We start from the raw sequence: 13,499 nt of genomic DNA, 5'->3' as shown, positions 1-13,499 counted from the left end.
ATTTGGCTTCGGTGACGCGACCCCTTGCCGCGGCAGAGTCGAGCACGTATGTTTCCGCCGAACTTCTTGAATCGTTTAAACCATGAGTGCGCCACATGTGCACAGCAAGGGGGCCGGCGTGAGCCTGAGGCGACGAGCGCTGCTCAAGAGGGGAGGCGCGGCCGGAGCCGCCATGGTCCTGCCCTGGGCCACGGCCGCGGAGGCCGGCGCGGCACCGCCCGCCGGGCACGCTCCCGCGCCGGACCGACCGGGCGGTGTGCCGGGCACGTTCGCCCACGGGGTGCCGCGCGCGTTCGCCGCGCCCGGCGCCGCCGTACGCCCGAAGTTCCGCTGGTGGTGGCCGGACGCGCTGGTGGACACGGAGGAGATCGCCCGCGAGATCGACCAGATCGCGGCCGCCGGCTTCGGCGGAGTCGAGATCGCCGCCGTCACCCACAGCATGCGCGGCGGCGACATCATCGACCCCGTCCGCCACGGCTGGGGAACGCCCGCCTGGGTCACGGCCGTCGAGGCGGCCCTGCGGCAGGCGAAGAAGCGGGACATCACCGTCGACCTGACCCTGGGTCCCGCGTGGCCCAACTCCGTACCCTCGATCACCCCCGACAGCCCGGGCGCCGTGAAGGAACTCGCCCACGGGACGGTCACGTTGACCGCCGGACAGAGCTTCACCGGCGCGCCCCCCGCGCCCGGCACCCCGCCCGCCGAAGGCGTCACCCGGCAGCAACTCATGCTGGTCCAGGCGATCCGCATCACCGACGCCGCCGCCCGGCCCCTCCTGCTCGACCGGACCACGGTCACCGACATCACCGACGCCGTGACCGGCGCAGAGCTTCGCTGGACGGCTCCGGACGACGGCGCATCCTGGCTCGTCATCGCCTACTGGGAGCGCGGCTCCGGCCAACGGCCCGAGGGCCCGCACCACACCGACCCCCTCAGCTACGTCATCGACCACTTCAGCACCGAAGGAAGCCGCGCCGCCCTCGACTTCTGGGAGCGGCACCTCCTCCCGCCCAGCACCCGCAAGCTGCTGCGCGAGACGGGCGGCGCCCTCTTCGAGGACTCCATCGAGCTGGAGACCGACGAGACGATGTGGACGCCCGCCCTGCCGGCCGAGTTCGAGAAACGCATGGGCTACTCCCTGCTGCCCTACCTCGCGACCGTGGTCGAGCGCGACGAGGACCCGGTGCACGCCTTCGGCCCGGACCTCGACAAGGCGGTACGCCGCGACGTCGTCGAGGTGCTCTCCGAGCTGTACGTCGAGTACCACCTGAAGCCGTTCCAGGAGTGGGCCCACCGCCTCGGCCTGCGGCTGCGCGTGCAGCCGTACGGCCCGGGCACCGACTCCATGTGGGCCGCCGCCGTGCTCGACATCTCCGAGGGCGAGTCGCTGGGCTTCAAGAACGCCGACGACTTCCGCTGCCTGGCCGGCGGCCGCGACATGGGCGGCAAGCACATCCTGTCCAACGAGGCCGGCGCGACAGCGGGCGGCGCCTACGGCACGACGTGGGACGCCACGCTGCGCAAACTGGTCGTCCAGTACGCGGCCGGGGTCAACCAGGCCGTCCTCCACGGCTTCGCCTACGCCGAGGCCCCCGGCGCGGCCTGGCCCGGCTTCGCCGCGTTCTCGCCGTACAACGGCAGCGGCGGATACGGCGAGGCGTGGGGGCCTCGGCAGCCCACCTGGGGCCATGTGCGCGACATCGCCGGCTACTTGAGCCGGACCCAGCTGATCCTTCAGACAGGGGTCAACAAGGCCGACATCGGCATCCTGCGGCAGAAGGGCCCCGCCGGCACGGGACTCGGGGCGCCCTGGTTCACCGCCGACGGCGTGCCCGTGGGCTGGACGCACCTCTTCCTGAGCCCACGGCTGCTCGACCTGCCGTCCGCGAAGGTGCGCGACGGACGGCTCGCCCCGGAGGGCCCGGCGTTCAAGGCACTCGTCATCGAAGGCGACGTCCTGAGCGGCAAGGACCGCACGATGCAGATCGACGTCGCCGAGAAACTCGTCGGCTGGGCCAGGGACGGGCTGCCGCTGATCGTCATCGGCGACTGGTCCGACGCCCGCGTCCCGGGCCTCGCCGGTCCCGGCGACAACGAACGGCTGCGCGCCCTGCTCGCCGAACTGCTGGCACTGCCGAAGGTCCGCGCGGTCCCGGACCGGCCGTACGTGCCGGAGGCCATCGCGGCACTGGGCCTGCGCCGCGACGTGGAGTACGCCGAGCGCTCATGGCTGGTCCACGCCCACCGCGCCGACCAGGAGGCCGACTACTTCTTCTTCGCCGTCGACTCGGTGACCAAGAACTCGGCCACCACCCGGCTCGACCACGACGTCACCCTTACGGCACGCCGGCCGGACGCGGTGCCCTACCGCCTCGACGCCTGGACAGGCGCGGTGGAGCCGCTGCCGCTGTACTCCCGTACGGAGGACGGGCGGATCCGAGTGCGCATCACCCTGGAGCCGGGCGCGACCACGATCGTCGCCCTGGTCCGTCCGGGCGCGTGGGGGGACCGCCCTCACCTGTCGGCCCGGTCCAGCGAGGCGGCGGAGGTGGTCCGCGGCGCGGGCGGCCGCCCGGAGATCCGCGACGTCCGTCCGGGCACGTACCGCACGACTCTCCACGACGGCCGGACCGTGGAGACCGTCCTGGGCGGGCTGCCCGAGCCGATTCCGCTGACGCGCTGGTCCCTCACGGTCGAGGACTGGCAGCCGGGCGACCGCCCCTCCCAGACCCGCAAGCCACGCCGAGACCTCACCCTCGACGCCCTGACCGCCTGGCCCGCCGTCCCAGGCCTCGAAGACGTGTCGGGCATCGGCCGCTACCGCACCACCGTGCACCTGGGCGCACCATGGACGGGCGGGTACGGGGCCCACCTCGATCTGGGCGAGGTCTTCGACACCTTCCGCGTCACCGTGAACGGGCACCGGCTCCCACCGGCGGACCAGCTGACGCCTCGGGTCGACGTGGGCCGCTACCTGCGGCGGGGCACGAACACCGTCGAGGTGGAGGTGGCGACCACGCTGCTGAACCGGCTTCGGGTCGCGAACCCGTCCGTCTTCGGCGGAGCGAAGCGTCAGAACTACGGGCTGGTGGGTCCGGTACGCCTGGTGCCGTACGGGCGCGCACCGCTGAGCTGACGTGACCGGGCCGATCGTCGACGACCGCCGGGTGCTCCGTGTTCCTCGGGGGCGCCCGGCGGGTCCCGAAGATGAGGCGGAGTCGGGCAGCCGCTCAGGCTTCAGGGTCGCGCAGGCCGACGCAGTCGAGTGCCCAGAAGACCTCCGAGTAGACGAAAGTGCCCGTCATCCACGGCTCGTGAGCGGACAACCGGGCGACCTGGAACGCGGCTTCAGGGATACGCAGCGACGGTGAGCGAAAGCCCACCGCACCGGCGGCCTCGAAGCCGCGTGCGCCGTAGTAGTGCGGCGAACCCTCCAGGAACACCAGCGGCACACCCTCCCTGTCGGCCGCGTCGAGGGCGTGGGCGATGAGCCGCGTACCGATGCCCTGACCCTGGAACTCCGGGAGCACGCCCAGCGGTGACAGCGACAGGACGTCCACGATGCGGCGCGGTGCGTCCAACCGCGTCGCGCTCAGCAGGACATGGCCGACGACCCGGTCGTCGACGACAGCGACGAAGGACATCGGCGCCATTGCGGCCTTCGCCACGCGGAGTGCGTCGACGAGCCCGGGAACCCGCTCGCTGTCGCCGAAGGCGCGCGTATGGACCTCGTGCACATCTCGGTGATCGTCTGCGGTCTCCTGCCGGATCACCGGCCCGGCTGGAGCGGGAGCGATCCGGGAGCCTTCAGGCGCATCGTGTGACGTCATGGCCGGGAGCGTAGATCGCGGAGCGGATCAGGCGCGAGGCAATTGCGCACCAGGGCGCCTGGCGGTGCAGCTCATGCAGCCGTGTCGATCGCGGTGTGTAGCCGTGCGCCACTTTCTGTGTGCAGGCCATGGGTGCGAGTACAGCCGACGAGGTGATCACAGGCTTCGGACGCACCAATCTCCTCGGCCTCACTGCGGGGGAGGTGGGGGAGGCGGGGTAGGGGGAGGTGCGGGAGACAGCGCGCCGTAGGTACCGCTAGCCGCACTTTTCTTCCCCACGCCTCGTCGTACCGTGGATGCATTGACCAGGGCACTCCCATACCACCGCAGTGAACAGAATGGTCCGGACATGCACACAGCGGGCACGGAATCCGGGGGAACGGGCACGAACCGAGCGACGCAGCGGCTGGCAGCCATATCCGTGGACGCCCATGGTCACGTGGACGGCTGGAGCCCCGGAGCCGAAGCCGTTCTCGGTTACCGCGGAGACCAGGTGATCGGCCGGCCCGTGCTACATCTGGTGGCGGCTCGCCGGCGCGACGCCATGGCGGCGGGTCTCCAAGCCCGCCGGTGGGACGACCGGGCCGTCTTCCGGCACGAGGCGGGACACGCCGTGGAACTGGATGTCCTGGTGGAGCCCGCGCTCGCCCAGGGGAAGTCCACCATCTGGTTCCTCAGCGGGCCGTCGACGCAGACCGAGGAGTGCGACGCCCCTCTGGGGCGTACCTGGACGCAATCGTCCGCCGGAATCGTCGTGTACACCCCTGAACTGCGCATTCTCTGGGCCAACGATCGCACCTGCCAACTGTTCGACACGAGTCTCAGCGACATGTGGGGGCGGCGCCTCACGGAGATCCTCACGCCGGACCGCCAGCACCGCGCGGTGGAGGAGAAGCTGGCGCAGGCCCGTGACACCGGAGTCACGCAGTCGGTCCTCACGTACGAACGAGTGCCGGGGGAGACCCGGCGGCACGAGTGGGTGATCCACATCGACCCCGTCCGGGACCGGAACGGGATCGTGGTGGCCCTGTGCTCTATGGCCCGGGACAATTCCGCGGAATTCTGGGCCCGTCAGCGGCTCACCCTGCTCAACGAAGCTCGCCGCCACATAGGCGCATCCCTCGATGTGTGCACCACGGCTCGTGAGCTCACCAGGCTGTCGGTGCCCGATCTCGCCGATGTCGCGATGGTGCATCTGCTGCCCGAGGCATGGGGCACCGACCGCTCGAGCTCCGACAACCCGATGTCGGTACGACTCGCCGCTATGAACAGCCGACACCCCGAGCAGGTCCGCACAGGACCCCGAACCGCGGACGGACACGAGACGAGCGCATGGCACAGCCTTGACCACAGCACCCTGATGGGCAGGGCCCTGTCCGAGGACCAAGGCATACGGGTCGAGCTGCCACACGAGGCAGCCAGGTGGCCCGAGTTGAGGTCCGACCGCGACGTGGACGGACGGGGCGGAGCCATGTGCGCTCCCCTCACCGCCAGAGGCAGAACGCTCGGTGTCGTGACGTTCCTGCGCCATGAAGTGCCGTTCGACTCCGACGACCTGCTCCTCGTCGAGGAACTCGCGGAGACCACGGCGATGTGCATCGACAACGCACGCAACTACGAGCGTGAACAGAGCACCGCGCTGACTCTCCAGCAGAGCCTTCTCCCTCGCGAACCACCTGCGCAGAACGCGGTCGACGCCGCCTATGGCTACCGTCCCGCCGACTTGGCGGCCGGGGTCGGGGGCGACTGGTTTGACGTGATTCCGTTGTCCGGTGCCAGGGTTGCCCTGGTCATCGGCGATGTCGTGGGGCACGGTGTACGGGCGGCCGCCACCATGGGGCGGCTGCGCTCGGTGGTCCGCACCCTCGCCGACATCGACCTCCCACCGGAGGAAGTGCTCGCCAGGGTGGACGACATCGTGAACCGGCTGGACCAGGTGACGGAGCCCCACACCCTCGAACCGGAGCTCGGGGCCTCGGTCCTGTACGCGGTGTACGACCCGACGTCCCGTCGTTGCTGCCTCGCCCGGGCAGCGCACCTGGAACCCCTGCTGGTGCTGCCGGACGGGAGCAGCCGGTTTCTGAATCTGCCGGCCGGGCCACCCCTGGGGCTGGGAGGACTGCCCTTCGAATCGGTCGAAGTGACCCTGCCCGAAGACTCGCTCCTGGTGTTCTTCACCGACGGGGTGGTGAAATCCCGCGACCAGGACCTCACGGACGGCATCGCTCGACTCCAGGCGTGCCTCTCTTCCTGCTCCACCTCGCCCACGGCCGTCTGCGCCGACATCCTCGCCGCGGTTCTGCCCGACAGCGGACGCGACGACGCCGCGCTCCTCACGGTCCGGCCTCGCACGCTGGACCAGGGCGACATCGCCCACTGGGAGGTGCCGGCCGATCCCTCGGCGGTGGCGACCGTACGGGACCAGGCGAGCGACAGGCTCAGCACCTGGGGCCTCGACCACAAGCTCTTCTCCACCGAGCTGATCGTCAGCGAACTGGTCACCAACGCCATACGGTACGGACGCGCCCCCATCCACGTGCGGCTCATCAAGGACCGTTCCCTGGTCTGCGAAGTCGCCGACGGAAACAGCGCCGCTCCCCATCTCCGGCGGGCCCACACCCTCGACGAGGGTGGCCGCGGCCTCCTCCTGGTCGCGCAGCTCGCTTCCCGCTGGGGCAGCCGGCACGCCCGCGAGGGGAAGATCATTTGGGCGGAGCAGCAACTGGACCTCGCCGGCTGACGAACGGCCAACTGCTCTCACTCGACCGTGCTGTGACCGCCTGCACGAGTACCTGAAGGCGCACGCACCCCAGGGACATCGACCGTCGAGTAGAAAATCTCGCCGCTGGATATGGACGCAGCGTTCACATCATGCTTATATGAACGCAGTGTTCATATCGAGCGGAGCAGGAGAAGGTCTCATGACCACCACGCACACCACCCCACGTGTCGCACTCGTCACCGGCGGTTCCGGCGGGATCGGCAAGGCCGTCGTCGAGCGGCTCGCCGCGGACGGGTTCGCCGTGGCCGTGCACTACTCCGGCAACAAGGCCAGGGCCGAATCCCTCGTCGCCGAGATCACCGCGTCCGGCGGGAAGGCCATCGCCGTCGGCGGAGACGTGGCGGACGAGCACGCCATGGGAGCGGCCTTCGACAGCGTCGAGTCCGCTTTCGGTGGGATCGACGTGGTGATCAACGCGGCCGGAATCATGGTGCTCGCGCCGATCGCCGAACTGAATCTCGACGATCTGGACCGCATGCACCGCACGAACATCCGCGGCACCTTCGTCGTCGCCCAGCAGGCGGCCCGCCGTGTCCGCGCCGGCGGCGCGATCGTCAACGTGTCCACGTCCGTCACCCGCACCCAGCTCCCGACCTACGGCGCCTACGTCGCCAGCAAGGCCGCCGCCCAGAGCATCGGGCTGATCCTCGCCCGCGAACTGCGCGGCCGCGACATCACCGTCAACACCGTCGCACCCGGCCCGGTCGCCTCCCCGCTCTTCTTCGAGGGCAAGGACGAGGCCACCGTCGCCAACTTCGCGAAGGCCACCCCCCTGGAGCGGCTGGGCGCACCGCAGGACATCGCCGAAACGGTCGCCTTCCTCGCCGGACCCGCCCGCTGGATCAACGGCCAGGTCCTCTACGCCAACGGCGGTCTCGCCTGACGCCGCTGCCGCGGCACCGCCCCCCACCCCCCACCTCGTCAATCCGTTCGCTGGAAAAGGGAGACCACCCGTGTCATCCGTCGTTCTCATCACCGGCGCCGCCACCGGCATCGGCAACCTCACCGCCCGTGCCCTCGCCGCTGCCGGCCACACCGTCTACGCCAGCATGCGCGATGTCGGAGGCCGTAACGCTCCCCGCGCCGAGGAACTCCTCGCACTCGCACGCCGCGAGGGGCAGGACATCCGCGTCGTCGAGCTCGACGTCCAGTCGGATGCCTCGGTCGACGCGGCCGTGGCGACCGTCATCGGCGAGGCCGGCCGGCTGGACACGGTCGTCCACAACGCCGGACACCTCTACGTGGGGTACGTGGAGGCCTTCACGCCCGAGGACATCCACCGCCTCCTGGACATCAACACGCTCGGCATCCAGCGCGTGAACCGGGCGGCCCTGCCTCACATGCGCTCACGCCGCTCCGGCACCCTCCTCTACGTCGGCAGCACCACCTCGGTGGTGGTCCCGCCCTTCCTCGGCCCCTACGTGGCGTCGAAGTTCGCCGCCGACGCCCTCGCGCAGGTCACGGCGTACGAGGTGAGCCAGTTCGGCATCGAGACCACCATCGTGATGCCGGGCCCCTTCACCCAGGGAACCGAGCACTTCCCCAACGCCGGCCACGCCGCCGACGACGAGCGCGCCCACGCCTACGCTCCACTGGACGCCATGGTGGCCCGCAACGAGGCCGCCACCGAGGCCCTCTTCCCGCCCGGCGTGGACGCCCACCCGCGTGCCGTCGCCGAGGAGATCACCCGCGTGCTCGCCCTTCCGGCCGACACCCGCCCCTTCCGTACCGTGGTCGACTTCAGCCAGGCCGGCGTGGAGGAGGTCAACGAGGTCCTGCGCCGCGCCCAGGAGCAGTTCGTCACACGACTCGGCTTCGGTGAACTCCTCACGGTTCGCGGAGCGCGGCCCTCGGAGCCGGAAGGCGAGCCCACGGTGCTGTCGCACTCCGGGCCCGAGCGTCCGGCTTCCTAGACTGGCCGGACCAGCCGAACGCTTCGAAGGAGAGACGACGTGACGAAGCAGGCCGAGGGCGGCGACGAGCGCCCGGCCCGCGGGCGGGGGCGGCGGCCGGCCGACGAGGTCCGGGCCGACGTCCTGCGCGCGGTCGGAGAGGTGCTTCTCAGCGAGGGAATCGCCGACCTGACCTTCGAGCGGGTGGCCCGCCTGTCCGGCGTCAGCAAGACGACGCTGTACAAGTGGTGGCCCTCCAAGGGCGCCCTCGCCCTGGACGGCTACTTCCACGCCGTCGAGCAGAGCCTCGCCTTCGAGGACACCGGCGACATCCGCGCCGACCTCATGAGCCAACTGCGTGCGTTCGCGCGGATACTGACCCGGACACCGGCCGGGCGGGTGGTGACCGAACTGATCGGCCAGTCCCAGACCGACGACGACCTGGCCTCCGCCTTCCGCTCCATGTACTCCTCGGAGCGGAGACGGCTGGCGGGCGAGCGGCTGCTGCGCGCCCAGCAGCAGGGCCAGATCCGGGCGGAGGTGAACGTCCAGGTCCTCGTCGATCAGCTCTGGGGCGCGGTCTACCACCGAATGCTGGTCCCGGACGAGCCCGTCACCGACGACTTCGTCGTCGCCCTGGTCACCAACCTGATCGACGGCATCACGCCACCCGCGTCCCCTTCACAGGACAAGCCCGCGCCATGAAGATGTGCGATCGGCCGTGCACCGTCCAGAGCGTCCAGTTCAGAAGAAGCTCCGCCGTCAGAACTCCCCCGATACGCACTCACCCAGGGCGCGTCGAGGAGCGCGTGCTGCCGACGCAGCGGGAACTGGGTATCGGTGCGACGAAGTCCGCGCCGGGGCCTGACTCCTCCCCGAGGTCACAAGCCAGATGCGGTGAGGATGCGATACATGTGGGTCGGCCGCAGCGCGGAGTTGGCAGCGGCGTCGTCTACGACCTCGGGGACCGGGTCTGACAGCAACTGCTCCAGCAACGCGTCCGCGGCATTGGGGTGACGGGCGACCCCGCGGCGCACGAAGGATTCGGGATCTGCGGCGAGTTGCTGAAGGGCTGTTACGGGCAGCTCCGGGTCCTGCAGGGCGACGTAGCGTACGTTCGCGCTCCCCTCGTCGACGAACGTGCGCAACGTGTGTCGAGGGAAGTTGGGGTGGTCGACGAGCAGCGGTCGGACATGGAACAGCTCGCCGTGGGCGCGAACCAGGCGTTCCAGTACTTCCGGTGGTGTGTCCGGCCGGCGGGCGGCACTACGGCGGACGGCGACTTCCGGGTCGTTGTCCAGTCGATGCCATGCCTCTTCCGGTAGGTCCTGGCAGGAGGCCAGTACGCGCCGGAACAGCGCGTGAGGGCAGTCCAGGTAGGTCATCCGCTCCTCGAGGGGCGCTTCGCGTAGCCAGCCCGGTTCGGTGAAGTTCCATGTCAGAGCCACCTCAGCCGCGATGCTTCCGTCCGCGCGTTCCGCTTCCACGAGCGCGTAGAGTCGCTTGCGGGTTTCGGGGTCGACGTGGCGACTCTGCGCCACCATGACGCGCACGAGCGGGTCTTCGATGTCCAGTAGCGAGGCAACCATCTCCGCCGACAGATGGGGGTTTTCGGCGACGGCCCGATGGACCTTGTCGTCCTCGCTCTCCATAAGCCGTGCGAACTGGTCGGGCGTGAGTGGGGTATAGCACGCCACGTTGGCGCGCACGGCCGGGTCAGCAAGACAACGGTCACTCCATTCCGGAGGGATACCCGGTCGCTTGTTCTTGGTGGCGGCTGCACGGACCTGTGGATCCGGGTCGTTGAGCAGTCCCACTTGTACGGCAAGAGGCCGGTCGTGCCAGGCTTGCGCGATCGCGGCGCGTAGCTTCGGGCTCGTCGCGCCGACGAGTGCTGTCCGAGTCTGGCCGTACGCTTCCTCCAGATCGTCGATGCGGAGGGACACCCCGCTGTCGACCATGCCGCGGACGAAGTCCGCGAATGCGTCGCGGATCGCCGGGTCGGGATGCTCAGCCACTCTGCGGCGCATGGTAGGAGATAGCCGGTCTCCGTGAAGGCGCACAGCGGTGTTGGCGTCGCCGTATGTCAGCAGAGCCTCTGCGACGGCGTCGTCCAGCCGCCCGCGACGGAGCGACAGCCCGCCCTGGCCGGCCCTGTGTGCGGCCAGGCGCACCAGGACGTCCTGAGGGGCCGCTGGGTTCCGCCCCAGCCCGGACAGTTGCGGATGATCGAGGCTCGTCATACGCCCAACCTATGGGCTGTCATATCTGGCGTCTTTCGCGCCGACGACTTGGTGGTTGGCGGAGTACCCATAGCTTTTGGACTACTCGGCGACGGTGTCGTCGCGGGCGGGGACAAGGGCGCCTCGCCGTCTCCTTGCTCAGGCAACGACACGTCTGACGGCGTTGAGGCTGAGGGAGTAGAGCAGATGGCACAATCATGGCTAATGTCGCAAAACGGGCAGCTGTCCCGTCGTAGGGGACGGCTGGACAGTGCGACCCATGGCGCTGTCGATGTCTTCGGGCGACTCTCTGCAAGAGGAGTAGAACATGAGCCATGTCCACACCGCACACACCGAGGCGCCGGGGCATGACGAACTGGTTCCGTCGCGCTACGCGCTGAAGGTCGGCGACATCGACGTGCTGGTGATCAGTGACGGAGTGATGGCCATCCCCAGCGTCACGTATGCCACCAACGCCACCCAGTCGGACCTGGCCGCCTGGCTCGATGACATGTTCCTTCCGCCGGAGGTGTGCAACTGGCCACTGAATGTGGCCGTGGTGCGCAGCGGTGGCCAGACCATCCTCATCGACTCCGGGCTGGGGACGGAGTTTCCCGGTTTCCAGCGAGCCGGACAGTTGGTCACGCGAATGGAGGCGGCCGGGATCGATCCCGCATCCGTCACCGACGTGGTACTCACCCACTTGCACATGGACCACATCGGCGGACTGCTCGTCGAAGGGCTGCGAGGTCGGCTGCGCCAGGACCTGCGGGTCCACCTGGCGGCCGCCGAGGCCGAGTTCTGGGCCGCGCCTGACTTCTCCCGCACCGTCATGCCGGCACCTGTCCCGGACGTGCTGCGCACCACCGCCTCGCGGTTCCTGGACGTGTACCGCAGCCAGTTGCGGCCGTTCGAGACGGAGTACGAGGTGGCACCAGGAGTGGTGATGCAGCGGACCGGCGGGCACACCGCCGGCCACAGCATCGTCCGTCTGGAGTCCGGCGGCGACCGGCTGACGTTCGCCGGTGATGCACTGTTCCAGCCCGGGTTCGACAAACCCGACTGGCACAACGGTTTCGACCACGACCCCGAACTGACAACCCGCGTCCGGATTCGTCTGCTGACAGAGCTGGCGTCACGCGGCGAGCAACTGGTGGGCGCCCACCTGCCCTTCCCGTCCGTCTGCCACGTGGCGGTCGACGGCAACGCCTTCCGCTTCGTACCGGTCGTTTGGGACTACTGAGAGAGCGGTCGGCCACCTACTCGTAGCAGGCGGCCGCTCCGCAGGGGACCGGCGTTCAACCTACGGGGCCTCGATGTCGGAGATGCCGTACCTGCTGACCTCCGCGTCGCGGATCTGAGCTGCGTGCTCAGCCTCCATACCCGCGCCGCGGAAGCGGGCGAGCGCCTCGTCCGACTCCCAGCGTTCGTACACATTGATCCGGTCCGGCTCGATCAAGTCCGCCGACAGAGCGAAATCGAGGCAACCGACGGCGGCACGTGCCTGCTCGACGACCTCAGAGCATCCAGCCAGATACGCCTCGCGGTCGGCAGCGTCCACCCACAACTTCCCGGCAATGATGATCACGCCACTCCTCTGTATTGCGGCCTTCTGCGTAAAGCGCGAAGTGCAGCCCGACCACCTGTCGGCCCAGCCACTGGAAACGTGGACCGCAGCGGACCACAGGATTCATCGGCCGCCGCCGATCGAAGAAACGGACCCCATATGCCCATGGCAGGCAGCTCAGCAGCTGCCGGGTCGGTCTGCCCGAGCGCGCACCGAGGCCGAGATGGTGCGGGCGGCGACGTAGAGGATGAACGCGGTGGTGATGGCGAGTGCGCACCATGACCAGACGTGCCAACCAGGGATATGCGACACCGCCATCCAGCGGACCGTGTAGTTGGCGGTTGCGGCCATGGGAAAGGTGAAGATCCACCATGCCTGGCTGAAGCGGAGCCTGCCGTACTCGCCCAGAAGGAAGATCTGCGCGAGGAGCATGACGAGGAGGACGCCGGTGAGGAGCTGTTGGGTCTCCTGAAGGCGGCCGGGATGGGCGAGGATCCAGGCCAGGTTCGTGGTGGCAGCGGCGGCCAGGAAGGCGGCCATACCGGGTTTCATCTCGGCTGGTGTTCTCTCGCCGCTGATTGCGCGGACGAGAATGGCCGTGGTGATGACGATCCAGAAGAACAGCCCGGCACCGGCGGCCGCCAGCGCCGCATGGTGTTGATGGATCGCGGAGAGACCGATGCTGACGATGTTGGGCCCGGCCGCCAGTGGGATGAAGTAGCCCGCATGGAAAGCGTCGAACGGTACGTCACCGTTGATGCAGCGGGCGATGAGCCACGCGGCGAGGAGTACCTGAGCCGCGATCGCTGCGCCGCACAGCCAAGCGAAGAGGGTGAAGGCGTACTGGGTGTAGTGCGCGGTCAGCAGCACCGCCACCAGGGGGATGAGCGAGGCGAACGGATCGATGGTTCGGTGCCCGATACGGGCGCCGCGCGCCGCGCGCCGACGGAGTCTTCCTGCGGCGTAGCGGACGGTGAGGATGATCCACAGGAAGCTGCCGGCTGCGTAGAACAATTCGGCGGGCCACGCCGGCGCGTTCAGTTCGAGGACTGCCGCGCTCCAACCGCCGGCCAGTCCCGCGAGCCCGAGGGGTATCCCGAACTGAATCGCTGAGATGCCGGGGTGCGCCAGGACGTCGGGGACGGATGAATTGGCTGCTGTTCGGTTCGGCGTGCTGGTTGTAGACATGTCTCAGCCTCGGGAGTC

General features: G+C 69.3%; 10 protein-coding genes. 6 read left to right on the top strand and 4 right to left on the bottom strand.

From position 1 onward, the window contains the following. Positions 1-82: 82 nt before the first annotated feature. Complete coding sequence (locus tag ACIP2X_RS09445) at positions 83-3,136, top strand: glycosyl hydrolase (RefSeq protein ID WP_401669671.1); 3,054 nt, start codon at positions 83-85, stop codon at positions 3,134-3,136. A 94-nt stretch (positions 3,137-3,230) separates the two neighbouring features. Here ACIP2X_RS09445 and ACIP2X_RS09440 read toward each other — a convergent pair whose 3' ends face one another. Continuing rightward, positions 3,231-3,773, bottom strand: coding sequence for a GNAT family N-acetyltransferase (locus ACIP2X_RS09440; protein WP_401672261.1), 543 nt, complete (start codon positions 3,771-3,773; stop codon positions 3,231-3,233). 406 nt (positions 3,774-4,179) lie between these two features. Here ACIP2X_RS09440 and ACIP2X_RS09435 point away from each other — a divergent pair, with 406 nt between their 5' ends. The 4 genes from ACIP2X_RS09435 (at position 4,180) to ACIP2X_RS09420 (ending at position 9,209) form a co-directional block, all read left to right on the top strand. Continuing rightward, complete coding sequence (locus ACIP2X_RS09435) at positions 4,180-6,570, top strand: SpoIIE family protein phosphatase (protein ID WP_401669668.1); 2,391 nt, start codon at positions 4,180-4,182, stop codon at positions 6,568-6,570. A gap of 181 nt (positions 6,571-6,751) precedes the next feature. Further along, on the top strand, positions 6,752-7,495 hold the full coding sequence (locus ACIP2X_RS09430; protein ID WP_401669666.1) for an SDR family oxidoreductase: 744 nt from the start codon (positions 6,752-6,754) through the stop codon (positions 7,493-7,495). 70 nt (positions 7,496-7,565) lie between these two features. Further along, positions 7,566-8,525 carry an SDR family oxidoreductase gene (locus tag ACIP2X_RS09425; protein ID WP_401669664.1) on the top strand — a complete coding sequence of 320 codons (960 nt, stop codon included), beginning with the start codon at positions 7,566-7,568 and terminating at the stop codon, positions 8,523-8,525. Between the two features lie 39 nt (positions 8,526-8,564). Continuing rightward, positions 8,565-9,209, top strand: coding sequence for a TetR/AcrR family transcriptional regulator C-terminal ligand-binding domain-containing protein (locus tag ACIP2X_RS09420; protein ID WP_401669662.1), 645 nt, complete (start codon positions 8,565-8,567; stop codon positions 9,207-9,209). A gap of 176 nt (positions 9,210-9,385) precedes the next feature. Here the strand turns inward: ACIP2X_RS09420 and ACIP2X_RS09415 are convergent, their stop codons facing one another. After that, positions 9,386-10,747, bottom strand: a complete 1,362-nt coding sequence (locus tag ACIP2X_RS09415; RefSeq protein WP_401669660.1) for a hypothetical protein — start codon at positions 10,745-10,747, stop codon at positions 9,386-9,388. Positions 10,748-11,054: 307 nt separating this feature from the next. On the opposite strand from ACIP2X_RS09415, the gene ACIP2X_RS09410 reads away from it, so the two are divergent. After that, positions 11,055-11,969 (top strand): MBL fold metallo-hydrolase, encoded by a 915-nt coding sequence (locus ACIP2X_RS09410; RefSeq protein ID WP_401669657.1) that lies wholly within the window; start codon positions 11,055-11,057, stop codon positions 11,967-11,969. Positions 11,970-12,029: 60 nt separating this feature from the next. Here the strand turns inward: ACIP2X_RS09410 and ACIP2X_RS09405 are convergent, their stop codons facing one another. Continuing rightward, the gene (locus ACIP2X_RS09405) at positions 12,030-12,314 is read right to left on the bottom strand and encodes a putative quinol monooxygenase (RefSeq protein WP_401669655.1); all 285 of its coding nucleotides are present in this window, start codon (positions 12,312-12,314) and stop codon (positions 12,030-12,032) included. A gap of 156 nt (positions 12,315-12,470) precedes the next feature. Continuing rightward, complete coding sequence (locus ACIP2X_RS09400; protein ID WP_401669653.1) at positions 12,471-13,481, bottom strand: TDT family transporter; 1,011 nt, start codon at positions 13,479-13,481, stop codon at positions 12,471-12,473. Between the last annotated feature and the right edge of the window lie 18 nt (positions 13,482-13,499).

The organism is Streptomyces sp. NPDC089424, from assembly GCF_044749345.1.
Classification (GTDB): Bacteria; Actinomycetota; Actinomycetes; order Streptomycetales; family Streptomycetaceae; genus Streptomyces.
This window is presented reverse-complemented; position numbering and strand designations above follow the sequence as displayed.

Coding starts and splice junctions, on each gene's coding strand:
- ACIP2X_RS09445 (WP_401669671.1), top strand. CDS start 83: ATGAGTGCGCCACATGTGCACAGCAAGGGGGCCGGCGTGAGCCTGAGG.
- ACIP2X_RS09435 (WP_401669668.1), top strand. CDS start 4,180: ATGCACACAGCGGGCACGGAATCCGGGGGAACGGGCACGAACCGAGCG.
- ACIP2X_RS09430 (WP_401669666.1), top strand. CDS start 6,752: ATGACCACCACGCACACCACCCCACGTGTCGCACTCGTCACCGGCGGT.
- ACIP2X_RS09415 (WP_401669660.1), bottom strand. CDS start 10,747: ATGACGAGCCTCGATCATCCGCAACTGTCCGGGCTGGGGCGGAACCCA.
- ACIP2X_RS09410 (WP_401669657.1), top strand. CDS start 11,055: ATGAGCCATGTCCACACCGCACACACCGAGGCGCCGGGGCATGACGAA.
- ACIP2X_RS09400 (WP_401669653.1), bottom strand. CDS start 13,481: ATGTCTACAACCAGCACGCCGAACCGAACAGCAGCCAATTCATCCGTC.